The sequence below is a fragment of the Pseudacidovorax sp. genome (assembly GCF_017991995.1).
Taxonomy (GTDB): domain Bacteria; phylum Pseudomonadota; class Gammaproteobacteria; order Burkholderiales; family Burkholderiaceae_C; genus Xenophilus.
Genome location: NZ_JAGOPN010000017.1, coordinates 67,791 through 90,263, shown reverse-complemented (window position 1 = coordinate 90,263; position 22,473 = coordinate 67,791). Strand labels below are relative to the sequence as shown.

The 22,473-nt window shown below is 68.3% G+C and carries 22 protein-coding genes; 1 reads left to right on the top strand and 21 read right to left on the bottom strand.

Annotation, left to right across the window (positions count from 1 at the left end; all coding sequences use genetic code 11):
* Nucleotides 1–41 precede the first annotated feature (41 nt).
* The 21 genes from KBC94_RS21315 to KBC94_RS21215 all read right to left on the bottom strand — a co-directional run bounded on the left by KBC94_RS21315 (nucleotide 42) and on the right by KBC94_RS21215 (nucleotide 21,527).
* Nucleotides 42–1,235, bottom strand: coding sequence for a PLP-dependent transferase (locus KBC94_RS21315; protein WP_294374803.1), 1,194 nt, complete (start codon nucleotides 1,233–1,235; stop codon nucleotides 42–44).
* Between the two features lie 21 nt (nucleotides 1,236–1,256).
* On the bottom strand, nucleotides 1,257–1,781 hold the full coding sequence (locus KBC94_RS21310; RefSeq protein WP_017760720.1) for a phosphoribosyltransferase: 525 nt from the start codon (nucleotides 1,779–1,781) through the stop codon (nucleotides 1,257–1,259).
* Nucleotides 1,782–1,803: 22 nt separating this feature from the next.
* A complete protein-coding gene (locus KBC94_RS21305; RefSeq protein ID WP_043114796.1) occupies nucleotides 1,804–3,135 on the bottom strand; it encodes an adenylosuccinate synthase in 1,332 nt (443 codons plus the stop codon).
* Between the two features lie 15 nt (nucleotides 3,136–3,150).
* Nucleotides 3,151–4,311 carry an ATP phosphoribosyltransferase regulatory subunit gene (locus KBC94_RS21300; RefSeq protein ID WP_294374798.1) on the bottom strand — a complete coding sequence of 387 codons (1,161 nt, stop codon included), beginning with the start codon at nucleotides 4,309–4,311 and terminating at the stop codon, nucleotides 3,151–3,153.
* Between the two features lie 119 nt (nucleotides 4,312–4,430).
* A complete protein-coding gene (locus KBC94_RS21295) occupies nucleotides 4,431–4,619 on the bottom strand; it encodes a DUF2065 domain-containing protein (RefSeq protein ID WP_294374796.1) in 189 nt (62 codons plus the stop codon).
* Nucleotides 4,619–5,518: a protease modulator HflC gene (gene hflC / locus KBC94_RS21290; protein ID WP_294374794.1), complete on the bottom strand. Its 900-nt coding sequence runs from the start codon at nucleotides 5,516–5,518 to the stop codon at nucleotides 4,619–4,621. Before hflC ends, KBC94_RS21295 begins: the two co-directional genes overlap by 1 nt.
* A 19-nt stretch (nucleotides 5,519–5,537) precedes the next feature.
* On the bottom strand, nucleotides 5,538–6,869 hold the full coding sequence (gene hflK, locus KBC94_RS21285; RefSeq protein ID WP_294374793.1) for an FtsH protease activity modulator HflK: 1,332 nt from the start codon (nucleotides 6,867–6,869) through the stop codon (nucleotides 5,538–5,540).
* A 76-nt stretch (nucleotides 6,870–6,945) separates the two neighbouring features.
* Nucleotides 6,946–8,109 carry a GTPase HflX gene (gene hflX / locus KBC94_RS21280; protein WP_294374791.1) on the bottom strand — a complete coding sequence of 388 codons (1,164 nt, stop codon included), beginning with the start codon at nucleotides 8,107–8,109 and terminating at the stop codon, nucleotides 6,946–6,948.
* A 61-nt stretch (nucleotides 8,110–8,170) separates the two neighbouring features.
* Entirely contained in the window at nucleotides 8,171–8,431 is a 261-nt protein-coding gene (gene hfq, locus KBC94_RS21275; protein ID WP_196933677.1) for an RNA chaperone Hfq, read from the bottom strand.
* Nucleotides 8,432–8,547: 116 nt separating this feature from the next.
* Nucleotides 8,548–9,897 carry a ribosome biogenesis GTPase Der gene (gene der / locus KBC94_RS21270; protein ID WP_234194075.1) on the bottom strand — a complete coding sequence of 450 codons (1,350 nt, stop codon included), beginning with the start codon at nucleotides 9,895–9,897 and terminating at the stop codon, nucleotides 8,548–8,550.
* A gap of 64 nt (nucleotides 9,898–9,961) precedes the next feature.
* The gene (bamB, locus tag KBC94_RS21265) at nucleotides 9,962–11,110 is read right to left on the bottom strand and encodes an outer membrane protein assembly factor BamB (protein ID WP_294374786.1); all 1,149 of its coding nucleotides are present in this window, start codon (nucleotides 11,108–11,110) and stop codon (nucleotides 9,962–9,964) included.
* A gap of 15 nt (nucleotides 11,111–11,125) precedes the next feature.
* Nucleotides 11,126–11,794: a tetratricopeptide repeat protein gene (locus KBC94_RS21260; protein ID WP_294374783.1), complete on the bottom strand. Its 669-nt coding sequence runs from the start codon at nucleotides 11,792–11,794 to the stop codon at nucleotides 11,126–11,128.
* A gap of 8 nt (nucleotides 11,795–11,802) precedes the next feature.
* Nucleotides 11,803–13,101: a histidine--tRNA ligase gene (hisS, locus tag KBC94_RS21255; RefSeq protein ID WP_294374781.1), complete on the bottom strand. Its 1,299-nt coding sequence runs from the start codon at nucleotides 13,099–13,101 to the stop codon at nucleotides 11,803–11,805.
* Nucleotides 13,102–13,118: 17 nt separating this feature from the next.
* Nucleotides 13,119–14,414, bottom strand: coding sequence for a flavodoxin-dependent (E)-4-hydroxy-3-methylbut-2-enyl-diphosphate synthase (ispG, locus tag KBC94_RS21250; protein WP_294374779.1), 1,296 nt, complete (start codon nucleotides 14,412–14,414; stop codon nucleotides 13,119–13,121).
* Between the two features lie 61 nt (nucleotides 14,415–14,475).
* A complete protein-coding gene (locus KBC94_RS21245) occupies nucleotides 14,476–15,420 on the bottom strand; it encodes a helix-turn-helix domain-containing protein (protein WP_294374776.1) in 945 nt (314 codons plus the stop codon).
* Nucleotides 15,395–16,246 (bottom strand): type IV pilus biogenesis/stability protein PilW, encoded by an 852-nt coding sequence (gene pilW, locus KBC94_RS21240; protein ID WP_294374775.1) that lies wholly within the window; start codon nucleotides 16,244–16,246, stop codon nucleotides 15,395–15,397. The genes KBC94_RS21245 and pilW overlap by 26 nt, the downstream gene beginning before the upstream one ends.
* A complete protein-coding gene (gene rlmN, locus KBC94_RS21235) occupies nucleotides 16,243–17,400 on the bottom strand; it encodes a 23S rRNA (adenine(2503)-C(2))-methyltransferase RlmN (RefSeq protein ID WP_294374773.1) in 1,158 nt (385 codons plus the stop codon). The genes pilW and rlmN overlap by 4 nt, the downstream gene beginning before the upstream one ends.
* Nucleotides 17,401–17,425: 25 nt before the next feature.
* A complete protein-coding gene (gene ndk, locus KBC94_RS21230) occupies nucleotides 17,426–17,851 on the bottom strand; it encodes a nucleoside-diphosphate kinase (RefSeq protein ID WP_017759345.1) in 426 nt (141 codons plus the stop codon).
* A 240-nt stretch (nucleotides 17,852–18,091) separates the two neighbouring features.
* Entirely contained in the window at nucleotides 18,092–19,633 is a 1,542-nt protein-coding gene (locus KBC94_RS21225; protein ID WP_294374771.1) for a pseudouridine synthase, read from the bottom strand.
* Nucleotides 19,626–20,372 carry an SMC-Scp complex subunit ScpB gene (scpB, locus tag KBC94_RS21220; protein WP_294374770.1) on the bottom strand — a complete coding sequence of 249 codons (747 nt, stop codon included), beginning with the start codon at nucleotides 20,370–20,372 and terminating at the stop codon, nucleotides 19,626–19,628. The genes KBC94_RS21225 and scpB overlap by 8 nt, the downstream gene beginning before the upstream one ends.
* A 165-nt stretch (nucleotides 20,373–20,537) precedes the next feature.
* A complete protein-coding gene (locus tag KBC94_RS21215; RefSeq protein WP_294374767.1) occupies nucleotides 20,538–21,527 on the bottom strand; it encodes an RluA family pseudouridine synthase in 990 nt (329 codons plus the stop codon).
* A gap of 48 nt (nucleotides 21,528–21,575) precedes the next feature.
* Between KBC94_RS21215 and KBC94_RS21210 the strand changes: the two genes are divergently transcribed.
* Complete coding sequence (locus tag KBC94_RS21210; RefSeq protein ID WP_017760851.1) at nucleotides 21,576–22,388, top strand: outer membrane protein assembly factor BamD; 813 nt, start codon at nucleotides 21,576–21,578, stop codon at nucleotides 22,386–22,388.
* The last annotated feature ends 85 nt before the right edge of the window (nucleotides 22,389–22,473 follow it).

The following is a 22,473-nucleotide window of genomic DNA, read 5'->3' as shown; positions in this document are numbered from 1 at the left end:
CGCCAGGCGCTAGCGAGTCCGGCGCGAAGCCGAAGCCGCGCTCAGAGCCGGGCGAGCGCCTGCGCCAGGTCAGCCTGCAGGTCCTCCACCCGCTCCAGCCCCACCGAGAAGCGCACCAGCGTGCCCTTGTGGGGCCAGCGGCTCACGGAAGGGTCGCGCATCAGGCCGATGTCGTAGGGCACGACGAGGCTGATGGGTCCGCCCCACGAGTAGCCCAGCTTGAACAGCTTCAGACTGTCGCAGAAGCGGTCGATGGCCTCGACGGCAAAGCGGCCATCGAAAACCACCGAGAAGAGCCCGGCCGCCAGGTCGCTGGCGCCGCACAACGTCTGCCAGTGCGCATGACCGGGCGAGCCGGGCAGCGCCGGGTGCAACACCTGCGCAATTTCCTCCCGCTCGCCCAGCCAAGTGGCCAGGGTGCGCGCCGCGCGGTCGTGCGCGGCATAGCGCAGATGCACGCTGGGCAGCGCCCGCAGCAGCGTCTCGGCGTCGTTGGCACCGACACCGATGCCCAGGCGCATGTGCGTGAGCTTGAGCTTGAGGTGCAGGGCCTCATCGCGGGTGACCACGCTGCCCATCAGCACATCGCCACCGCCGCTCGGGTACTTGGTGAGCGCATGGACGGAGATGTCCACGCCCTGCCCGTCGCCCACGAGGTCGAAGGGATTGAAGGCCAGCCCTGCGCCCCAGGTGTTGTCGAGTGCGCTGACCACGCTCCGCGCGCGGCAGGCCGCGACCAGCGCGGGCAGGTCGGGAAACTCCATCGTGACCGAGCCCGGCGCCTCGATCCAGACAAGTCGGGTGCGCTCGGAAATCTTGGCGGCGAGGTCCGCGGGGTCCATCGCGTCGTACAACCGGTGGGTGATGCCATAGTTGGCGAGCTCACCGGTGGCCAGGGCCTTGTTGGGGCCGTAGGCGTTGTCGGGGATCAGCACCTCGTCGCCACGGCTGAGCAGCGAGAGCGCCACCAGCGAGATGGCGGCCAACCCGCTCGGCGCCAGCAGGCACTGGCTGCCGCCTTCGAGGGCTGCCAGCCGTTCCTCGAGCAGGAAGGTGGTGGGGGTGCCGTGAAGGCCGTAGGTGTAGCCGGCCTTGCTCTTCCAGTCGCGCGCACGCATCGCGGCGACGTTGGGGAAGAAGACCGTCGAGGCCTTGAAGATGCCCGGCTGTGGGGCTTCGAAACTCGACGGGGGAAGGTAGGGGTGGTGGATCAGGTCGGTGGCAGATGCGCTCATGCCACCGATGCTAGCCCCTCTTCAGACGGACCACTTCTTAAGCAGCTTCTCCGGTCGCATCGTGTCGTAGCCCTCGAAGGGCTGGTGGATCCAGGGATTGGTCTCCAGGTACTCCACCGAGTAGTCGGGCGTGAACACCGACAGCTGCTTGGTCCAGAGCACCGCGCTGCGCAACTCGGTGATGGGGGCGTACTTGGTGCGCAGCAGTTCCACCACGGCCTGCAGCGTGTGTCCGGAATCGGCCAGATCGTCCACCAGCAACACGCGGCCGGCGATCTCGCCTTTGGGTGTGGTGATGTAGTGGGCGATGTCCAGGTGGCCCTGGATAGTGCCGCCCTCGGAGCGGTACGAGCTGGTGGACATGATGGCCAGCGGCTTGTCGAAGATGCGCGACAGCACATCGCCGGGCCGCATACCGCCGCGGGCCAGGCACAGGATGTTGTCGAACTCCCAGCCGGACTGGTGGATCTTGAGCGCGAGCTTCTCGATGAGGTTGTGGTACTCGTCGTAGCTGACGTACAGGTGCTTGCCGTCTTCGGTCAACATGGGTCGTGGGCTCCTGGCGTGTTCAATCGGCGAGGTAGGGATGGCGCATCATGATCGTGTGGTCACGATCCGGGCTGGTCGAGATCATGGCGATGGGCACGCCCGTCACCTGCTCGATGCGCTGCAGGTACAGCCGGGCATTGACCGGCAGCTTGTCGTACTGCGTCACACCCACGGTGCTGTCGGACCAGCCTTCCATCGTCTCGTACACCGGCACGCAGCGCTCGATCTCGTCGGCACCCAGCGGCAGGATGTCGATGTGCTCGCCGTCCAGCTCGTAGCCGGTGCACAGCTTGAGTTCCTCGATGCCGTCCAGCACGTCGAGCTTGGTGATGCACAGCCCCGACAGGCCGTTGACCTGGGCCGAGCGCTTGAGCAGCGCGGCGTCGAACCAGCCGCAGCGGCGCGAACGGCCGGTGGTCACGCCCTTCTCGGCACCCACGGTCGACAGGTGGTAGCCCACGGTGCCGGGCTTCTCCCAGTCCAGCTCGGTGGGGAACGGGCCGCCGCCCACGCGGGTGCAGTAGGCCTTGGTGATGCCGAGCACGTAGTGCAGCATGCCCGGGCCCACGCCCGAGCCGGCGGCCGCATTGCCGGCCACGCAGTTGCTGGAGGTGACGTACGGATAGGTGCCGTGGTCGACATCAAGCAGCGTGCCCTGCGCGCCTTCGAACAGCAGGTTGGCGCCGTTGCGGTGGGCCTCGTTCAGTTCACGTGACACGTCGGCGATCATGGGCTTGAGCACCTCGGCGTGCTTCATCGCCTCGCTGTAGACAGCATCGAAGTCGATGGGCTCGGCACCCAGCACCTGCGTCAGCACATGGTTGTGCAGGTCGAGCAGCACGCGCAGCTTCTGCGCGAAGCGCTCGGGGTGCTTCAAGTCCTGCACGCGCAGCGCGCGGCGGGCGATCTTGTCTTCGTAGGCCGGGCCGATGCCGCGGCCGGTGGTCCCGATCTTCTCGATGCCGCCCTTTTCGCGATAAGCCTCGCGCGCCACGTCCAGCGCGGCGTGGAAGGGCAGGATCAGCGGGCAGGCCTCGGACACGCGCAGGCGCGAACGCACCTCCACCCCCGCTTTCTCCAGCCCTTCGATCTCTTCGAACAGTTTGGCGCACGACAGCACCACGCCGTTGCCGATGTAGCAGGTCACGCCCGGGCGCATGATGCCGCTGGGAATGAGGTGCAGCGCCGTCTTGACGCCGTTGATGACCAGCGTGTGGCCCGCGTTGTGGCCGCCCTGGAAGCGCACCACACCCTGGGCGCTTTCCGTCAGCCAATCGACCAGCTTGCCCTTGCCCTCGTCGCCCCACTGGGTGCCGACGACGACCACGTTACGTCCGGTTGTCACGCTCATGAATGTTCTCGTTGATCAGATGGCTTGCACTTCCCACCGGCCGCCGACGCAGTTCAGCGTGCGGTCGCAGTGGAATTCGTCGATTTCGCTCTCATGGCCCGGCAGCACGCAGACCACCGTCTCGCCGCCGGCGCGCAGCGCCGCAATGGCACTGCGCAGGCCAGCGTCGGTGTCGCTCCAGGGTGCACGGATGGCCGCGCGCAGGGGCGGCCGCGGCACCACGGCCACCAGGCTGCGTACGTCCAGGCTGAAGCCCACGGCTGGCCGGTTGCGGCCGAAGACCGCACCCACCTCGTCATAACGGCCGCCCCGCGCCAGCGAGTCGTTGGCACCCTCAGCGTAGATCGCAAACCGGGCACCGCTGTAGTAGGCATAGCCCTGAAGGTCGGCCAGGTCGAAGCTCACGCGGGCGGTGCCCAGTTCGGCCAACTGGGCCGACAGCCAGCGCAGGCCCGCCACGGCCGACAGGGCGTCAGGGAAGGCAGCCAAGACGCGTTCGGCTTCGTCCAGCACCAAGCGGTCGCCGTACAGCTCGGGCAGGACGCGCAGCGCATCGCGCACAGGCGCCGGGAATCCGCGTGTGAGTTCAACCAGCGTGCTCGCATCCTTGGCGGCCAGGGCCGCATGCACGCGCTCCAGGATGTCGCGGGGCGCCTGGGCGCCGGCCAGCAGGGCACGCACGATGCGCACGTCCGCCAGATCCACGAGCGCATCGCGCACATCCGCGGCACGCAGCGCGGCGAGAGCGAGTTCGAGCGCTTCGAGGTCCGCCTCGCGGCCGGCATGGCCGTAGATCTCGGCACCGAACTGCAGCGGCTCGCGGGTGGCGTTGGGACCGTCGGGCCGCGCATGCAGCACGGGCCCGCAGTAGCACAAGCGTGCCACGCCTTCGCGATTGAGCAGGTGCGCATCGATACGGGCGACCTGCGGCGTGGTGTCGGCACGCAGGCCCATGCTGCGGCCGGAGAGTTGGTCGACGAGCTTGAAGGTCTGCAGGTCCAGCGCCTCGCCGGTGCCCGAGAGCAGCGATTCCAGATGCTCGATGAGCGGCGGCATCACCAGCTCGTAGCCGTAGCTGCGGGCGGTGTCGAGGAGTTGGCGTCGGAGTTCTTCGATGTGGCGCGCCTCGGAGGGCAGCACATCGGCAATGTGATCCGGGAGGACCCAGGCGGACATGGCGTGTAGGCCGTGGTTAAAACGGGATTCTAACGGCCCTCGACAACGCCCCGGAGACGGCCGCGGCGGGCCGTCGCCTCAAGGACGCACGTGGAAGGCCTTCGGCAAGACGAAGGGATTCAGCTCGCCAGCCAGAAGAGCAGCACGCCGACGGCCACGCTGCACAGGGCAAAGAAGCGCAGTTGGCCGTCGCGCAGCTGGAGCAGCTGGCTGAACGCACGACGCCAGCCACCCGGCGAGAGCAGCGGAAACAGCCCCTCGATCACCAGCACGAGCGCCAGCGCCTGCCAGAGGCTGTCGCCGCTCATCAGCGCTGGGGCGAGGTGGTACTGCCGCTGCTGCGCATCGCGCGGAAGAAGTCGGTGGCGGCAGGATCCACCACCAGCACGTCGCTCTTCTTGTTGAAGCTTTGCTTGTAGGCCTCGAGGCTGCGGTAGAACTGCGCGAACTGCGGATCGCGGCCGAAGGCATCGGCATAGGCGGACGCCGCCTGCGCATCGCCCTCGCCCTTGATCTTCTGGGCGTCGCGGTAGGCGTTGGCCACCGTGACCTCGCGCTGACGGTCGGCGTCGGCGCGGATCTTCTCGCCCTCGGCCTGGCCGGTCGAACGCAACTCGTTGGCCACACGCTTGCGCTCGGCCTCCATGCGACGGTAGACCGACTCGGTGATGGCCTCGACATAGTCGATGCGCGTCACACGGACATCCACGATGTCGATGCCCCAGGCGTTGCCGCCCTGCACCACACTCAGCACCTCGCGGCGGACGTCGTTCATCACGTCCTCGCGGCGCGCGGAGATCAGGTCGCGCACGGTGCGCTTGTTAATGTTCTCCTGGAAGGCATTGCGGACCACGCGGTTGAGCTGCACAGCACCGGCGCTCTCATCGAGGCCGACGTTGCGGATGTAGGCCGACGGATCCACGATGCGCCAGCGCACGTACCAGTCGATCACAACGCGCTGTTTCTCGGCCGTCAGCATGGGTTCGGTGTCCATGCTCGACAGCGTCAGCAGGCGCTTGTCGATGTACGAGACGTTCTGCACGGGCGGGGGCAACTTGAACTTGAGGCCCGGCTCGGTGATGACTTCCTTGATCTGGCCTAGCTGGTAGACCACGCCGAACTGGCGCTGGTCCACCACGAAAAGCATGGAGCTGGCGAGCACCAGCAGGATGAGCAGCGAGGCGCCGATGAATCCGATTCTGTTCATGTTCTTGTTCTCCCCGGTTTCAGCGGACGTCACGCTCGCGCGAGCGAGCGTCGCGGGCGCGCGAATCACCCGAAGGAGCGACCGGGATGGCCGAGGATTGCGGCACGGCGGTGCCCGCCACCGCCGGCGGTGCGCCGTCGGCCGGCGCGGGCGTATTCTGCGATCCGCTCTGCTGCATCAACTTGTCCAGCGGCAGGTACAGCAGGTTCGAGCCCTGACGGCTTTCGACCAGCACCTTGCTGGTGTTGGCATAGATCTGCTGCATGGTGTCGGTGTACATGCGGTCACGCGTGACCTGCGGCGCCTTCTGGTACTCGGCCAGCACCTGGCCGAAGCGCTGCGCATCACCCTGGGCCTGCGCCGCCACACGGGCCTTGTACGCCTCGGCCTCTTCCTTCAGGCGCGAAGCCGTACCCACGGCACGCGGCACCACGTCATTGGCATAGGCCTGGGCCTCGTTCTTCGCGCGCTCGCGCTCCTGGCCGGCCTTGAGCACATCATCGAAGGCGGACTGCACCTGCTCGGGCGGACGCACGCCGCCCTGCTGCAGGTTGATGCCGACGACTTCCACGCCCACCTTGTAGCGGTCGAGGATGGTCTGCATCAGCTGGCGCACCCGCGGAGAGATCTGGTCGCGCTCCTCGGCGAGTGCGGCGTCCATCTTCATCTTGCCCACGACCTCGCGCACGGCGGTCTCGGCCACCTGCACCACGGTCTCGGACGGGCTCTTGCTTTCGAACAGCCAGGCCCGTGCGTCGGACAAGCGGTACTGCACCGCAAACTTGATCTCGACGATGTTCTCGTCCTCGGTCAGCATGGCCGACTCGCGCAGGCCAGTCGAACGCACGATGGCGTCACGACCGACATCGGCCGAACGGATCTGCGTGACCACCACGATCTCGTGGCGCTGGATCGGATAGGGAAGGCGCCAGTTGAAGCCGGCACCCACGGTCTGCTTGTAGCGACCGAACTGGGTGATCACCGCCTGCTGGCCTTCGTTGACGATGAAAAAGCCGGTGCCCAGCCAGATCAGCAACGCGACGCCGATGACGGCACCGATGCCGAAGCCCGCATTCTTCATGTCAGGCTTGCCGCCGCCGAAATTGGGCGGACGCGGACCACCGCCATTGCCACCGCGACCGCCGAACAGGCCGCCGAGCTTGCGATTGAAGTCGCGCCAGAGTTCGTCGAGATCCGGCGGCCCCTGGTTGGGACCCGGATTCCTCGGACGGGGGTTGGAAGGCGGCACGGGCGGCTCGCCCTCCGGCCGGCTCGTGGACGGGCGGTCGCCCTCGGAGGAGGACGACGCATCGTCGCCCCGACCCCAACGGCCATCGTTCAGGTTGAACATTCCCTGAACCCGTCTCCACACAGGCATTGACTTCATTCGGTGATTAGGTGTGATTGGCGCGGGCTATTGTGCCCAATCAGTGCTCGGCACTCTGCAATTCGGACTGCGACCATGGGGTGATCGCGGCCGCTTCGGCACGCTGGGCCAGCGCCCCACGCAGCGCGGGCAGGCCCTCGCCCGTGTGGGCACTCACGAAGAGGCGCGGGACGGCCTGGCCATCCAGCTCCATCTCATCGGCGAGCTTGAGCGGACGCCGCTCCTCGGGCAGGGCGTCCAGCTTGTTGAAGACCAGCAGTTGCGGCACGTCGGTCGCGCCGATGTCGGCCAGCACCTGCTGCACCTCCGCGATCTGCTCGGGATGGTGAGGATTGGCGGCATCCACCACGTGCAGAAGCAGGTCGGCATCCACCGCCTCCTGCAGCGTGGCCTTGAAGGCATCCACCAGGCCGTGGGGCAGTTCGCGAATGAAACCGACCGTGTCCGAGATCGACACGCGCCGACCCACATCGCCGAGGTAGAGATGGCGGGTGGTGGTGTCCAGCGTGGCAAAGAGCTGGTCGGCCGCATAGGCACGCGCCTTGACCAGCGCGTTGAACAGCGAGGACTTGCCGGCGTTGGTGTAGCCGACCAGCGAGATGTTGAAGGTGTCGCGCCGCTCGCGCTGCCGCCGCTGCGTACCACGCTGCTTCTGCACCTTGGCCAGACGCTCGCGGGTGCGCTTGATCGACGAATCGATCATCCGGCGGTCGAGTTCGATCTGCTTCTCACCTGGGCCGCCCCGCACACCGGCACCGCCCGTCTGGCGCTCCAGGTGGGACCAGCGCCGCACGAGGCGCGTGCTGAGGTATTGCAGCCGGGCCAGCTCAACCTGAAGCTTGCCCTCGTGGCTGCGCGCCCGCTGGGCAAAGATCTCGAGAATGAGGAAGGTGCGGTCGTACACGGCCACGCCCAACTCGCGTTCGAGGTTGCGCTGCTGGGCGGGCGACAGAGCCTGATCGAAGATCACCTCGCTGGCGCGGTGCATCAGCGCCAGTTCGCGGATCTCCTCCGCCTTGCCGCTGCCGACGAACAGCGCCGCGTCGGGTGCCTTGCGTTTGCAGCTCAGGCGGGCGACCGGGTCGAGCCCGGCAGTCTGGGCGAGAAGGCCGAGTTCTTCGAGCTCGCCATCGAAATGGGGAAGGCCAAAGTCGACGCCGACCAGAACGGCCGCGCCTTCTTGGCGGGGGATGGATTCAGACAAATGCGGGGGAGCCTGATGCATGTTGGACGGGTTGACGGTTCGCCAACCCGTCCCATGCCACTCAGGCGCTGGCGTCGCTCTCGGTGACCGAGAAATTGACGGCCCGGCCGGGCACGATGGTCGAGATGGCGTGCTTGTAGACCATTTGCGTCACCGTGTTGCGAAGCAGCACGACGTACTGGTCGAAAGACTCGATCTGGCCCTGCAGCTTGATGCCGTTGACCAGATAGATCGAGACAGGAACATGCTCGCGGCGCAGCGTGTTCAGGAACGGGTCTTGTAGAAGTTGCCCTTTGTTGCTCACGATATTCTCCGTGTTCAGAAGAAGAGTTGTTGGACCGGGCACCTTAACACAGGGTTTCCGCACTGCAACATTCGCGTGCGAAAGCCGTCGTAAAAAGAGCGGCTACTGCCCGGAGGGGACGCCATGATGACGGATCACGATCCGTCCTTGTCGGCATAGGGGTTATGCGAAGTCTTGAACTCGATGCGCAGCGGCGTGCCGATCAGGTCGAACTCCTTGCGGAAGCGCGTCTCCAGGAATCGGCGATAGCTGTCGCTCACATGTTCCAGCGAATTCCCGTGGATGACGATCACCGGTGGATTCATGCCGCCCTGGTGCGCATAGCGCAACTTGGGCCGGTACATGCCGCTCTTCTTGGGCGCCTGGAACTGCACCGACTCCAGCAGCACGCGCGTGAGCACGGGCGTCGCCATCTTGCGCGTGGCCGAACGGTGGGCCTGGATGATCGACTGCCACACCGGCCCCACGCCCAGCCGCTTCTTCGCCGAGATGAAGTGCAGCGCGGCGAACTTGAGAAAGGGCAGCCGGTTCTCGATCTGCCGCTGCAGTTGCTCGCGCTGGTAGCTGTCGACGGCATCCCATTTGTTGACGGCGATGACCACCGCCCGGCCCGCCTCCAGGATGAAGCCGGCGATGTGCGCGTCCTGATCGGTGACGCCCTGTGTGGCATCGATCAGCAGCAGCACGACGTTGGCCGACTCGATGGCCTGCAGCGTCTTGACCACCGAGAACTTCTCGATGGCCTCGAACACGCGCCCCTTGCGGCGCAGACCGGCGGTATCGATCAGCTCGAAGCGCTGCCCATTACGCTCCAGCGGGACCGAGATGGCGTCGCGCGTGGTGCCAGGCATGTCGAAGGCCACCAGTCGCTCTTCGCCGAGCCAGGTGTTGATCAGCGTCGACTTGCCCACGTTGGGGCGACCGGCCACCGCCAGACGGATAGGGCGCACGCCCTCCTCGTCCTGCGCATCGGCGTCGTCCTCCTCGACGGGCGGCAGCATGTCGAGGGCCAGATCGACCAGCGTGCGCACGCCCTGGCCGTGTGCCGACGAGACGGCATGCACGTCTCCGAGCCCCAGCTCGTAGAACTCGGCCAGGCGTCCGCTGTCCTTCATGCCCTCGGCCTTGTTGGCAGCGAGGACGCAGGGCTTGCCGAGCCGGCGCAGTTCGCCGGCGATGTCGTGATCCTGGGCCGACAGGCCCTCGCGCGCATCCACGACGAAGACGATCACATCGGCCTCGGCCACGGCCTGCCGCGTCTGCTTGGCCATCTCCTGGTAGATGCCGCTGCCGGCATCGGGCTCGAAGCCGCCGGTGTCGATGACGATGAACTCGCGCGGCCCCGCCCGGCCGCTGCCGTAGTGCCGGTCACGGGTCAGGCCGGCAAAGTCGGCCACGATGGCGTCGCGCGTGCCCGTCAGGCGGTTGAACAGGGTCGACTTGCCGACGTTGGGGCGCCCTACGAGCGCGAGAACCGGCTTCATGCAAACCTTCGTTCAGAGAGCGGATCATTGAAAAAACGGCCGGCAGGCGCCGGCCATGCGGGAATCAGTCGGGCCGGTAGCCGAACACGCCGCCGTTGCGGGTGACGATCACGACCGTGTCGGCAGCGACCGTCGGCGCGGCAGCCACGGCAGAACCGTCGGGCACCAGGCGGTTGAGCACGGCGCCATCCTGGCGCGAGAGGAAGTGCACGGTGCCCGTGTCCTCGCCGATGACCAGGGTGCGGCCCACGGCCAGCGGTGCCGTCAGATTGCGCAGGCGCAGGCGCTCCATGCTCCAGGCGCGCTGGCCGTCGGCACGACGCCAGGCCTGGACGGTGCCGTTGCTTTCCACGCCGTACACCAGGGTGTCGTCGCCGGAGACGCCTTCAGAGCCGACGGCCGGCTGGGTCCACGTCAGCGCGCCACGCTGGGCATCCACACAGCCGACGGCCGCGTAGTAGGCCCGCGCACAGATGCTGTCGCCCACACGGCTGACGGTGCCGGTCAGGTCGACCAGCCGTTCCACATCGTTCGTCCCACGCGGGGACGCGACGGGCACCTCCCAACGCGAGTTGCCATTGGCCGGGTTCATGCCCACCAGACGTGCCCCGATGCCGGTGACCAGCGTGTCACCGAAAGGCAGCAGCACGCCCGGCTTGCGCAGCACCAGGGAATCGGCGCCAGCCCGGCTCTGCTGCCAGAGCCGACGGCCGCTCTGGCCATCGAAGGCTGCCGTGGTGCGATCGGCCGTCTGCACGAAGACCCGGCGGCCAGCCACCAGCGGCGGCGTGAAGGTCTCGGCGGGAAGGCGCTCCTTCCAGATGACCTTGCCGGCCTCGATCGCGACGAGTTCGTTGTTGCGGGTCACGACCGCGGCGAGCTGGCCGTCGCTGCCCACGCCTGCCGACAGCGGCGCGCCCACCTGGGTGCGCCACAGCTCGCGGCCCTGACGGGCGTCGATGGCCACCACGGTGCCGTCCGAAGCTGCCACGGTCACGCGGTCGCCGCTGACCGCCGCGCGCAGCGGAAAGCTCACCGACGGCATCTTGACGCTCCAGGCCTGGCTCACGCCGAGCGTGGCCGGATTCGCCGGCAGCTCCTCCGGCTTCAGCTTGGGCGCGCCTGAGCAGGCGGCCAGCGCTGCCACGAGGAGGCCGGCACAGGTGGCCCGCAGGGCGGAGACAGTGGACGTGGAAAGCTTCGACAGGGTCATGAATCGGATCCGTTTTCAGGAAGTGGCCTTGGCCGAGAGCGAAGCCGGGTCGACGCCCACGGCGTTGAGCTTGACCTCCACCAGCCTGCGATAAGCCGCGTCCTGGGCCAGGGCGGCCCATGCCTTCTTGTATTCGGCCTGCGCCTCGTTGCGCTTGCCCTGCGCCAGCAGCACATCGCCACGGCGGTCGGCCACCAGGCCCTTGAATTCCTCAGGGAAGCTGCCGTCGAGCTGCTTGAGGGCCTCGTCGTAGGCCTTGGTCTCCATCAGCGCCGCAGCCAGGCGCAGCCGCGCGACAGCGCGATAGCCGGGATCGCTGCCCTTGTCCGCCACCCAGGTCAGCGCCGCGCGGCTGGCATCGGCCTGGCCCTTGTCGGCCAGCGTCTTGCTGGCCAGCAGGCCCGCCTGCTGGGCATAGACCGTGCCGCCGAAGCGGCTGGTCATGTCGTCGAAAGCCCGCTGGACCTTGGCCGGATCGCCGGCCTGCGCCGCACGATCGAGCTCGTCGTAAAGCGCGGCGGCTTGCGTGGACTGGCGCTGCTGCCAGTACTGCCAGCCGTTCCAGCCCAGCACTGCCACCGCGGCCAGGATCACGACACCGGTGATCAGATTGCCGTAGAGATTCCAGAAGTGCTTGAGGCGGTCGAGCTGTTCCTGCTCTTCGAGATCGAGATGGGTCGCCATACGGAGGGTCAGTCTTGGGAAGCGGCGGATTGTAGGCTGGGGGCCCAGGCGGCCACGTCGTCGAGCGGACGCGCGATCTGGGCGCCCGTGCCGTCGCGCAAGGATTTCACGGTGACCTCGCCACGGGCCAGTTCATCGGCGCCGAAGATGAGCGCAAACCGCGCGCCGCTGGCGTCGGCCCGCTTGAACTGCGACTTGAAACTGCCCTGGCCATCGGGCCCGGCCGCGTGCATCTGCACCTGCACGCCCTGCGCCCGCAACTGGGTCAAGGTGCGCAACACGACCGGCATGGCCGCGGCGTCGGGCACCACGGCGAACACGTCTGCAGCCGGCGTCGGGAATTCGGCGCCCTGCTCTTCCAGCAGCGCCAGCACGCGCTCCACGCCCATCGCCCAGCCCACGGCCGGCGCGGGCTTCCCGCCAATCTGAGCGATGAGATCGTCATAGCGGCCGCCGGCGCACACCGTGCCCTGGGCACCCAGACGATCGGTGACGAACTCGAACACCGACAGGTTGTAGTAGTCCAGGCCGCGGACCAGCCGCGGGTTGATGGTGTAAGCAATGCCGTTGGCATCGAGGATGGCGCGCAGGCCATCGAAGTGCGCCAGCGAGTCCTCGCCCAGGAAGTCGAGCAGCTTCGGCGCCGCCTCGACCACGTCCTTCATCGCCGGGTTCTTGGTATCGAGGATGCGCAGCGGATTGCTGTGCAGGCGGCGCTTGCCGTCCTCGTCCAGCTTGTCGGCATGCTGCTCGAAGTGGGCAATGAGCTGGGCGCGGTGTGCGGCGCGCTCGGCCGGCTGGCCCAGGCTGTTGATCTCCAGCCGCACGTCGGTCAGGCCCAGCGCCTTCCATAGCGAAGCGGCCAGCAAGATGAGTTCCGCATCGACATCGGGGCCGGCAAAGCCCAGTGCCTCGGCGCCGATCTGGTGGAACTGCCGGTAGCGTCCGCGCTGCGGCCGCTCGTGGCGGAACATGGGGCCGGTGTACCAGAGCCGCTTGGGCCCGTCATAGAGAAATGAATGCTCCGTCACCGCTCGCACCACGCTGGCGGTGTTCTCCGGGCGCAGCGTCAGATGCTCGCCATTGAGGCGGTCCTCGAAGGAGTACATCTCCTTCTCGACGATGTCGGTCACCTCGCCGATGCCGCGCACGAACAGCGCGGTGTGCTCCAGGATCGGGGTGCGGATGTTGCGGTAGGCATGGCGCGCCATCTGTTCGCGCACGATGCCTTCGAGCCATTCCCAGCGCGCCGATTCCGGCGGCAGGATGTCGTTCATGCCTTTGACGGCACTGATCTTTTCAGCCATGGGTGACGGGGGGTCGATCAGGCGCCTGCGGTGGCCGTGGCCTGGCCGAAGCGCTTCTCGATGTAGTTTTCGACGATCTGGTGGAATTCGGCGGCGATGTTCTCGCCGCGCAGGGTCAGCGCCTTCTCGCCGTCGATGAAGACGGGCGCGGCCGGCGCCTCCCCGGTGCCGGGCAGGCTGATGCCGATGTCCGCATGTTTGCTCTCGCCCGGGCCGTTGACGATGCAGCCCATGACGGCCACCTTCAGCGCCTCCACGCCCGGGTACCGATTGCGCCAGACGGGCATCTGCATGCGCAGGTAGTCGTCGATCTGCTTGGCCAGCTCCTGGAAGGTGGTGCTGGTGGTGCGGCCGCAGCCGGGGCACGCCGTGACGCTGGGCACGAACACACGCAGGCCCAGAGCCTGCAGGATCTCGGCAGCGATCACGACCTCCTGCGTGCGGGCCTCGCCGGGCTGGGGCGTCAGGCTCACACGGATGGTGTCGCCGATGCCTTCCTGCAGCAGGATCGACAGCGCGGTGGCCGAGGCGACCGTGCCCTTGGTCGCCATGCCGGCCTCGGTCAGGCCCAGGTGCAGCGCGTAGTCGCAGCGGCGGGCCAGTTCGCGGTAGACGGAGATCAGGTCCTGCACACCGCTCACCTTGCAGCTGAGGATGATCTGGTCGCCGTTCATGCCCATCGATTCGGCCAGGCGGGCGGAGTCGATGGCCGAGCTCACCAGCGCCTCGTACATCACGGCCTTGGCGTCCCAGGGCTGGGCGCGGCGGCTGTTGGCGTCCATCAGGCCGGCCAGCAGTTCCTGGTCCAGGCTGCCCCAGTTCACGCCGATGCGCACCACCTTGTTCCAGCGCATGGCGGCTTCGATCATCTGGCCGAACTGGCGGTCCTTCTTGTCGCCCTTGCCGACGTTGCCGGGGTTGATGCGGTACTTGGACAGCGCCTCGGCACAGGCCGGAAAGTCGGTCAGCAGCCGGTGGCCGTTGTAGTGGAAGTCGCCCACCAGCGGCACGTCCACCCCCATACGGTCGAGTTGCTCGCGGATGTAGGGCACCTGGGCCGCCGCCTCGGGCGTGTTGACGGTGATGCGGACCATCTCGGAGCCGGCCTGCGCCAGCTCCTTGACCTGGATGGCGGTGCCGATGGCGTCCACCGTGTCGGTGTTGGTCATGGACTGCACGCGCACCGGCGCGTCGCCGCCCACCGTGACCACGCGCGGGCCCCAGACCACGCGGGCCTGGCGCGAGCGGCGCCCTGCCGGTGAGGCCGCCGCAATGGGCAAGGCGGCGGGGTCGAGGATGCGGTCGAAGCTCATCGTGCGGACTCCTGCGCGAAGACAGCCCGGAGGCTGCCGCGCGAACGGCGCAGGCGCCGGTTCACGGCGCCTCCGCCTTGACTTCGAAGCGGGCGACGCCGCCGCCCCGGGCGATGGGCGTCAGGTCGAAAGGCTTGCCGTGCACCAATACGTCCACCGCGGACGCGCGGCCGATGATCACCGCCAGCGGCAGCTTGCCGGAGAGCGCCAGCGTCTCGCCATTGGCCAGCGTGCGCTGCTGCAGCAACCGGCCGCCCGCCTCGGACACCGACACCCAGGCCTCGCCCTTGGCCGTGATCTGGATCGCCTCCGACGACGCAGGCGCGGCCGCTGGAGCGGCGGCCGGCGCTTCGGCGACCGCAGGCTGCGACGCCGCGGTCGCTGGCACAGGCGCCGCCGGCGTGGCTTGACCGATGGCCGCAGCCTCAGGCGTCCCGCTGGTCGGTGCGTCGGCCGTGGTCGTGGATTCGCCCTGCGCGGATGGCGAGCGCCCGCCCTGCGGAGCCAGGGCTGCCGTCACCTTGTCGATGGCGCTCTGCGGCACCCAGAACAGCAAGGCCGCCGCACCCAGCAGCAGCGCCACCACAGCGATCAATGGGCGCGACAGGCCCTGCGTCGTCCGCCCGAGTCCCGCGTTGCGATGCGAAGTGGATTTGATGGCGCCGCCGACCGCACGGTCGGATTCGGCCAGGGAGGCCCGGGGCGCACCCGGCAGCCGCGCCAGCACCGGTGCAGGATCGACGCGCAAGGCGCGGCAGACACTGGCCGCCAGCGCGCGCGCGAACACGGGATCGGGCAGGAGCGCCAGATCGTCGGCCTCCAGCGCGGCGAGCTTCTGGACGGGCACCTTCAGCGCCGCGGCGACAACCTCGAGATGGAGGCCGTGCATCTCGCGCGCCTCCCGCAGCAATTGCCCTGCAGTCGGCTGGGCAGGGTTGGATGCCGGGGCGCCGCCCTGGACGGCCGCGTCGCTCGCCTGATCAGTCATTGAAATTTCCACGCTCATAGGCCAGCGTCTCGCGCGCGTCCGGGAAGCGGCGACGCAGCTGAATTCCCAGTTGGGAGACCGCCTCCGCATTGCCGAGCCGGCGCTCGATGCGCATGCCGAGCCAGAGCGACTCTGCATTCGCGGACGGGCCGTTGTTCACGCGCCGGATGTAGAACTGGGCGCGCACGTCGTCGCGGCGCTGGTAGAGCAACAGCGCCAGGTTGTAGCCGACCACCGGATTGGCACTGTCGAGCTCGTAGGCCTGCATCAGCGAGCGCTGCGCCCCTGCGCTGTCGCCGGCCTGCATCTGGCACACGCCCTGGGTCATCCAGGTGCGTGCCGCGTCGCGGTAGCCCGGCACGGCCAGGGCAGCGCCAAAACGCTGGACGGCATCGGCATAGCGCTTCTGCTGGCACATCAGCCAGCCGTAGTTGTGCAGCGCGTCGCCGTCCCGCGGATTGAGCGCCACCGCCCGGCGGAAGCTGTCCTCGGCCTGCGCCGGATCGTCCAGGCGCATGTAGACCAGACCGCGCAGGTTGTACGCCGCCCCCAGCGACGGATCGGCCGCCAGGGCATTGCCGATCTCCTCGAGCGCGACCTGGTTCTGGCCCTGCTCGAAGTAGCCCAGCGCCAGTTGCAGGCGCAGTTGCGCCCTGCGCTTGGCCTGCACGGCCGGATCGACCGGCTCCACCTGCAGCGGCGCGTTGCCCGCCGGCGGCGGCGGCGTCACCACCGCCGGCGCCGTGCTCTTGCACGCCGAAACCAGTGCCGCCATGCAGAGCACCGGAACGAGCGCCAGAAGACGCCCCTGGGCGGAATGGAAGCGCGGCCAGCGCAGGCTCATCGTGCGGCTTCTCCAACAGGCTGGCGATCCGGCGGCGGAGACTCGGCCTTGCGCATCATCACGACGCGCCGCTCGGCCATACGCTCGGCGGCCCGCGTGCGATCCTTGACGTCACCGGCCAACTGGCCGCAGGCGGCGTCGATGTCGTCACCCCGCGTCTTGCGCACCGTGGTGACGATGCCCGCGTCGGCCAGCAGGCGCGCAAAGGCCTGCACGCGCGGCGCGGGCGAGCGCAGCAGGCCGGAAGCGGGGAAGGGATTGAAGGGGATCAGGTTGAACTTGCAGGAGACGCCACTCGTGCGCACCAGCTCAATCAGCTGACGGGCATGCTCGGGCTGGTCGTTGACGCCATCCAGCATGCAGTATTCGAAGGTGATGAAGTCGCGCGGGGCGGGCTCTAGGTAGCGCTTGCAGGCGCTCATGAGCTCGGCCAGCGGGTACTTGCGGTTCAGCGGCACCAGGTCGTCGCGCAAGGCATCGTTGGGTGCATGCAGCGACACCGCCAGGGCCACGGGGCAGTCGGCGCCCAGGCGATCCATCATGGGCACCACACCAGACGTGGACACCGTCACGCGCCGACGCGAGAGGCCGTAGGCGTTGTCGTCCAGCATGGTCCGAAGCGCCGGCACCAGCGCGCCGTAGTTCTGCAGCGGCTCGCCCATGCCCATCATCACCACGTTGGAGATGACGCGCTCGTCGCGCCCCAGATGGCGGCGCAGGAAATGTTCGGCAAACCAGAGCTGCGCGACGATCTCGCCGGTGCTCAGGTTGCGGCTGAAACCCTGGTGCCCTGTGGAGCAGAAGCGGCAGCCCACGGCGCAACCCGCCTGCGAGGACACGCACAGCGTGCCGCGGTCGTCTTCAGGAATGAACACGGCCTCGACGGCATCGCCGTTGCCGACATCGAACAGCCATTTGATGGTGCCGTCGGCCGACTCCTGCTGCGTCAGCACCGGTAGGCCGGTGACGGTGGCGCAGCCGGCCAGCTTGCCGCGCAGCGACTTCGCCAGATCGCTCATCTGCTCGAAATCGCTGGCGCCACGCTGGTGGATCCAGCGGAACAGTTGCGTGGCGCGAAAACGCTTTTCGCCCAGGCCCTCGCAGAACGCGGCCAGCCCTTCCAGATCGAGATCGAGCAGGTTGGTGGCAGTCATGGCGCGGGCTCGGGCTGGTTCAGCCTCAGCGGCTGTAGACGTTCATCGAGGGGAAGAAGAAGGCGACTTCGTTGGCCGCCGTCTCGGGGGCGTCGGAGCCGTGCACGGCGTTGGCGTCAATGCTCTCGGCGAAGTCGGCGCGGATGGTGCCGGCAGCGGCCTTCTTGGGGTCGGTGGCGCCCATCAGGTCGCGGTTCTTGGCGATGGCGTCTTCGCCTTCGAGGACCTGCACGAACACGGGGCCGGAGATCATGAAGTCGACCAAGTCCTTGAAGAAAGGACGCTCCTTGTGCACGCCGTAGAACTGCTCGGCTTCGGCGCGCGAGAGGTGCACCAGCTTGGCGGCAGCGATCTTCAGGCCGGCGGCCTCGAAACGGGAGACGATCTTGCCGATCACGTTCTTGGCGACAGCGTCAGGCTTGATGATGGACAGGGTGCGTTCGATGGCCATGGGCTTTTTTCTCTGAGGTTGAATGGAGGAAACACGTTTGCCAGAGGTTCCCGCGCAGTGCGGACGGGAGACCACACTCCCGGCCACGATGGGCGCCTCTCGGCAAAGCTCTCGATTTTATCCGCGCGTCAGGGTTGCCACGCAGTGTTCGAAGGTATTACTTCAACAAAGCCGGGCGACAGCCTTGTGAAAAGAGGCCGGCGCGGCACCTGGAAGGCGCCTGCGCCGGCCCGCGATGCGTCAGCGGCCCCGCTTGCGGCCAAAGCCGCCGCCGCCACCGCCCGGCCCGCCATTGCCGCGCCGCGCATCCTTGCGCTGGCGGGTGAAGCTGTCGGCGCCGATGTAGCCGAGCGAGGTCTTCATCGGATCGGGCTGGCTGCCACCGGTATTCTTGCCACCGCCGTCCTTGCGGCCGCCGCCCTGCCCGCCCTTGTTGCCCTTGCCGGGCCCGTTGCCTTCCTTGCCGAAAGACGATGGAGCCGGGCCGCGCGGGCCACCGTTGCGGCTGACGCCATTGCGCTTACCGCCGCCATTGCGTCCCGGTCCTCCGCCTCGCCGATCGTCGGCCTGAGGCCGCGGCATCTCGGCGCCGGCGGCACGCGTGAGCGCACGGATGTCCTGCTCGTCAAGCTCCATCCAGGCGCCGCGCTTGAGGCCGCGCGGCAGCACCATCGCACCGTAGCGGATGCGGATCAGCCGGCTCACGGCATGGCCGACAGCCTCGAACAGCCGGCGCACTTCGCGGTTGCGGCCCTCGGAGATCGTGACGCGGTACCAGCAGTTGGAGCCTTCGCCCCCGCCGTCCTCGATGGTGCCGAACTGGGCGACACCATCGTCCAGGCGAACACCGTCGAGCAGCTTCTGCTTCTCTTCGTTCGACAGCGCGCCCAGCACGCGGACCGCATATTCGCGCTCCAGGCCGAAACGCGGATGCATCAGGCGGTTGGCCAGCTCGCCCGAACTGGTGAACAGCAGCAGGCCTTCGGTGTTCAGGTCCAGCCGTCCCACGGACTGCCACTTGCCCTGGTGCAGCCGCGGCAGCTTGCGGAACACCGTCGGCCGGTTCTGCGGATCGTCGTGCGTGACGACCTCGCCCACCGGCTTGTGGTAGGCGATGACACGGGCGGGCGGCGGCGCAATGCGGTAGCGGATCGGCTTGCCGTTGACCTTGACCTGGTCGCCGTACTGGATGCGCTGGCCGATGTGGGCCGGCTCGTTGTTGACCGAGATGCGGCCCTCCAGGATCAGCCGCTCCATCTCCAGCCGCGAGCCGAGGCCGGCCTGGGCCAGCACCTTGTGCAGCTTGGGAGCGTCCGCCTGGGGCAGCAGCACCCGCTTGGCGACGGCGCCGGCAGCCTCTTCTTCCTGCGCGTCGAAGTCGCCGGAGATCACATCCGCGAACTGGATCGGCTGGGCCGCCGGCGCACGCTCGCGGGCACCCTCGGAGGAATCGTCCACCTCGTCCGCCTCGTCGTCATCGACGGGGTCGTCCCCAGCGCCCTCGCCTTCGCGCTCGGCCGCATCTGCGCGCCCGGCCACGGTGGCCGGCACCGGCTCTGCCGCTTCCGCCGTGCCCGGCTCCTGCTCTGCGGTCATTGGGGCCGTGGTCTGGGTCTCGGAGGGTTCGGCGGCAAGCTCGCGCTTCCCACGCGGACGGCGCGTGCGAGCGGGCGTGCTGACGCCCTCCTCGCCGCCGGCCGGCTGCGGCACCGCCACCGACTCGGCATCGGCAGCAACGGGAGCGCCGGCGGGCAGGCCCTGTTCGGGATCGGATTCAGTCATGAGGGGCTTCCGGGAAAGTGTTCGTGTCGGGGGATGCCGCAGCGGGCGGCGGGGGAGCGGGCGCTGTCGGCTCGGCGTCGGGCGTGATGGCCGACCCCGTGGCGGCGGCCTCGGCGGAAGGCGCCTGCGGCTCGGGCACCGGCACCGTCTCCATCGGCAAGGCGGGCTGCCCGGCTTCCGGCGGCAAGCCGCGGCCCGCCAGGGCCTGGGCCATGTCGCCGGGCTGGTGCGGCGCCTCGATGGCCGGCAGTTGGTCAAGCGAGGCCAGGCCCAGGTCGTCCAGGAACTGCCGCGTGGTGGCGTAGAGGGCCGGACGGCCCACGGTCTCGCGGTGACCGATCACCTCGACCCAGCCGCGGTCCTCAAGCTGCTTGAGGATCAGCGAGTTGATCGTGACGCCGCGGATGTCCTCCATGTCGCCGCGGGTGACCGGCTGGCGATAGGCAATGATGGCCAGCGTCTCGAGCGCAGCGCGGGTGTAGCGCGGCGGCTTCTCGGGATGGAGGCGGTCGAGGAAGTCGCGCATCTCGGGCCGGCTCTGGAAGCGCCAGCCGCTGGCAACGCCCACCAGCTCCATGCCCCGCTGCGCCCACTCGTCCTGCATCTGGGCGAGCAGCGACTTGAGCGTGTCGGTGCCCACCTCTTCATCGAAGAGCACACGCATGTCGCGCAGCGTCAGCGGCTGCGACGAACACATCAGGGCGGTTTCGAGAATGCGCTTGGCATCCGCCGTATTCATGGTGGCGAGGTTCCAGGCAAGGAGCGCGCGGAGCGCGCCGGGACAGAAGAGCCGAGAGAGAAGAAGGCGCCGACGTCTGCGGCTGTGCGCCAGGACGGGCCGCCGTCCTGAAGGCGCGAACGGCCAGTCGAGAAGATGGCCGCCGGAGGTCGCGCCGCGAGGCGCTCAGCCGCGATTGTAGTCGAGCCCCCAGGCCCGGGCGGCGTCGGCAATGTCGGACGGCAGGGCCGAGCGCAGGTCCAGCGCCTGGCCGGTCACCGGGTGCGCGAAGGCCAGCCGGAAGGCATGCAGCGCCTGCCGGTGCAGGCCGGCCGCCGGTGCGCCGCCGTAGGTCTCGTCGCCCACCAGCGGATGGCCGATGGAGGCCATGTGCACGCGGATCTGGTGCGTGCGGCCGGTGTCCAGCGTGCAGCGCACCAGGCAACCGCGGTCGTGGCCGTCGAGGAACTCGAAGCGAGTGCGGGCCGGCTTGCCGGGATGCTGCCCCAGGTCGACCACGGCCATGCGCAGGCGGTTGCGCGGGTCGCGGCCGATGGCACCTTCCACCGAACGGCTGGCGGGACCGGACCACGCGCGATGGCCCATGGCCAGGTACTGCCGGGAAACCTCCCGCGCCGCGATCATGCGTACGAGCGCGTCCATGGTCTGGCGTGTGCGGGCCACCACCATCAGGCCGCTGGTGTCGCGGTCCAGCCGGTGCACGATGCCGGCCCGCGGCAGGGTGGCCGCCCTGGCGTCGCGCGCCAGCAGGCCATTGAGCAGGGTGCCGCTCCAGTGCCCGGGCGCCGGGTGGACCACCAGGCCCGCGGGCTTGTCGATGACGACGAGGTGCTCATCCTCGTGCACCACCTGCAGCGGCATGGCCTCGGGCCGGAAGGCCTGGCTTTGCGGCGTGGGGCGCAATTCGATCTCGCCAGCCTGGCCGGCCTGGACCGCCGTCGCCGACTTGCGGATCGCGCGGCCCTGCAGTTGGACCGCGCCCTCCTCCACCAGTTGCTGCAGGTAGCTGCGGGAGAACTCGGGGATCAGTTGCGCCAGGGCCCGGTCCAGGCGCTGGCCATGCAGGGCCTTGGGAATGGAAAAGGCCCGTCGCTCGCTCTCGTCGAGGTGGTCCGAGGGTTCGTCGGCCTCGGCATCGGGCCCGGGCTGGGCCAAGGGGGGGGTCGATATAATCCCGGGGGTTTGACTCACGAAAGCTTGCCTGTGACGTTTCGCACCCGATTATCGGCGGTCCCCTCGTGGCTCGCCCTCTGCGCCGCCGGGTTCCTGCTGGCGGGCTGCTCCTCCACCAAGACCGATCCGACGGCCAACTGGAGCCCGAACAAGATCTACTCCGAGGCGAAGGACGAAGCCGATGGCGGCGCCTACGACAAGGCAGTGCCGCTGTTCGAGAAGCTGGAAGGCCGGGCCGCAGGCACGCCGCTGGCCCAGCAGGCCCAGATCGACAAGGCCTATGCCCAGTACCGCGCCGGCGACAAGGCCCAGGCCCTCGCCACGCTGGACCGGTTCATGAAGCTGCATCCGGCCAGCCCCGCCATCGACTACGCCCTCTACCTCAAGGGCACGATCAATTTCAACGACGACCTGGGCATGTTCGCCTGGCTGACGCGGCAGGACTTGTCCGAGCGCGACCAGAAGGCCGCCAAGGAGTCGTTCGAGTCCTTCCGCGAGCTCGTCACGCGCTTCCCCGACTCGCGCTATGCCAACGATGCGCGCCAGCGCATGAACTACATCGTGAACTCGCTCGCGCAGTACGAGGTTCACGTGGCCCGCTACTACTACAAGCGCGGCGCCTACCTGGCCGCCATCAACCGGGCTCAGATTGCGCTGGCGGACTACCGCGAGGTGCCAGCGCTGGAAGAGGCGCTCTACATCATGGTGCTGTCGTACGACGCCCTGGGCATGAACGACCTGCGCGATGACACCAAGCGTGTGCTCACCACCAACTACCCGCAGAGCCGCTATCTGGCGCAGGGCTTCAAGACCAAGGACGATCCGTGGTGGAAGCTGTGGTGAGCGGCACCTGAGCCTGCATCGCCCTGCGTCGAAGGCCGCCATGTGCGGCCTTCTTCTTTGGGGCGCCAGTTCCGCGCTGCGGGGC

Bases quoted from the DNA above. Each gene is read 5' to 3' on its own strand.
- KBC94_RS21295 (WP_294374796.1), bottom strand. From the start codon at position 4,619: ATGAGCGGCGACAGCCTCTGGCAGGCGCTGGCGCTCGTGCTGGTGATC.
- rlmN (WP_294374773.1), bottom strand. From the start codon at position 17,400: ATGACTGCCACCAACCTGCTCGATCTCGATCTGGAAGGGCTGGCCGCG.
- ndk (WP_017759345.1), bottom strand. From the start codon at position 17,851: ATGGCCATCGAACGCACCCTGTCCATCATCAAGCCTGACGCTGTCGCC.
- scpB (WP_294374770.1), bottom strand. From the start codon at position 20,372: ATGAATACGGCGGATGCCAAGCGCATTCTCGAAACCGCCCTGATGTGT.
- hflC (WP_294374794.1), bottom strand. From the start codon at position 5,518: ATGAACAGAATCGGATTCATCGGCGCCTCGCTGCTCATCCTGCTGGTG.
- KBC94_RS21225 (WP_294374771.1), bottom strand. From the start codon at position 19,633: ATGACTGAATCCGATCCCGAACAGGGCCTGCCCGCCGGCGCTCCCGTT.
- der (WP_234194075.1), bottom strand. From the start codon at position 9,897: ATGAAGCCGGTTCTCGCGCTCGTAGGGCGCCCCAACGTCGGCAAGTCG.
- hisS (WP_294374781.1), bottom strand. From the start codon at position 13,101: ATGGCTGAAAAGATCAGTGCCGTCAAAGGCATGAACGACATCCTGCCG.
- ispG (WP_294374779.1), bottom strand. From the start codon at position 14,414: ATGAGCTTCGACCGCATCCTCGACCCCGCCGCCTTGCCCATTGCGGCG.
- hflK (WP_294374793.1), bottom strand. From the start codon at position 6,869: ATGTTCAACCTGAACGATGGCCGTTGGGGTCGGGGCGACGATGCGTCG.
- KBC94_RS21260 (WP_294374783.1), bottom strand. From the start codon at position 11,794: ATGGCGACCCATCTCGATCTCGAAGAGCAGGAACAGCTCGACCGCCTC.
- KBC94_RS21310 (WP_017760720.1), bottom strand. From the start codon at position 1,781: ATGTTGACCGAAGACGGCAAGCACCTGTACGTCAGCTACGACGAGTAC.
- KBC94_RS21315 (WP_294374803.1), bottom strand. From the start codon at position 1,235: ATGAGCGCATCTGCCACCGACCTGATCCACCACCCCTACCTTCCCCCG.
- KBC94_RS21305 (WP_043114796.1), bottom strand. From the start codon at position 3,135: ATGAGCGTGACAACCGGACGTAACGTGGTCGTCGTCGGCACCCAGTGG.
- bamB (WP_294374786.1), bottom strand. From the start codon at position 11,110: ATGACCCTGTCGAAGCTTTCCACGTCCACTGTCTCCGCCCTGCGGGCC.
- KBC94_RS21300 (WP_294374798.1), bottom strand. From the start codon at position 4,311: ATGTCCGCCTGGGTCCTCCCGGATCACATTGCCGATGTGCTGCCCTCC.
- KBC94_RS21245 (WP_294374776.1), bottom strand. From the start codon at position 15,420: ATGAGCGTGGAAATTTCAATGACTGATCAGGCGAGCGACGCGGCCGTC.
- pilW (WP_294374775.1), bottom strand. From the start codon at position 16,246: ATGAGCCTGCGCTGGCCGCGCTTCCATTCCGCCCAGGGGCGTCTTCTG.